The 772-nt window shown below is 48.4% G+C and carries 2 protein-coding genes; both read left to right on the top strand.

Annotated features, from left to right (window positions below):
* The first annotated feature begins 163 nt into the window (after positions 1-163).
* The gene (gene tnpB, locus M3P05_RS20580) at positions 164-517 is read left to right on the top strand and encodes an IS66 family insertion sequence element accessory protein TnpB (RefSeq protein ID WP_249702017.1); all 354 of its coding nucleotides are present in this window, start codon (positions 164-166) and stop codon (positions 515-517) included.
* 26 nt (positions 518-543) lie between these two features.
* A partial coding sequence (locus M3P05_RS20575; protein WP_408635969.1) for a transposase occupies positions 544-772 on the top strand: 229 nt, incomplete at its 3' end.

Genomic DNA, 772 nt, shown 5'->3' with positions numbered 1-772 from the left:
AAGAAATTAATCTGTCACCAGAACTCAGGAGGCAATCACTCCACAGAACCGGTGAATGATTGGGTTGAAGTTCCCACACCAAGCTGTCACGCACAATCCGAACACTGGGATATGGAGCTGGAACTCCCTGGCGGCGTAACACTGAGAATACGGCAAGCGTAGTATGTTCTTTCCGGAATCCCGTGTTCGTATCTGGCTGTATACCCCACCAACTGATATGCGCAAATCGTTTGATGGTCTGTCAGCACTGGTGAAAAGACAGATGCAGGAAGACCCTCTCGCCGGACATCTTTATGTGTTTATCAATCGTAAACGTACCCAGTGCAAAGTGCTCTACTTTGATCGCAGCGGTTACTGCCTCTGGAGTAAACGACTGGAACAGGGACAATTTCACACCCATGCTCAGGCTGCCGTTAAACAAGTTCTGGATTGGACAGATCTCAAGCTGATTCTGGAAGGCGTTGATACCCGTTCCGTGCGTCACTATAAAAGATATCATCATCCTGTCTGCAAATAGCTGAGAGCTGTCTATCTTCATTCACCATGAATGAAGTTGCCCTCCCAACGATGGATGCCCAACAGCTAATTGAACAGCTGTTGGCCGTCAATGCCGGGCAGAAACGCGAGATTGAAAATCTCAAATCACAGCTGGACTGGTTCAAACGCCAGCTGTTCGGTCAAAAATCAGAAAAACGTCTGGTTATTGAAAACCCTGATCAAATCAGCCTGGCTGATATCCTGGCCAGCCCCTCAGAACCAACGACACCGGTTC

The organism is Parendozoicomonas callyspongiae (assembly GCF_023502345.1).
GTDB lineage: Bacteria > Pseudomonadota > Gammaproteobacteria > Pseudomonadales > Endozoicomonadaceae > Sansalvadorimonas > Sansalvadorimonas callyspongiae.
Note: the sequence above shows the minus strand (reverse complement) of the source record. Positions and strands in the feature narration are given on the sequence as shown.

Excerpts from the sequence above, each read along its gene's own strand:
- tnpB (WP_249702017.1), top strand. The coding sequence starts at position 164 with ATGTTCTTTCCGGAATCCCGTGTTCGTATCTGGCTGTATACCCCACCA.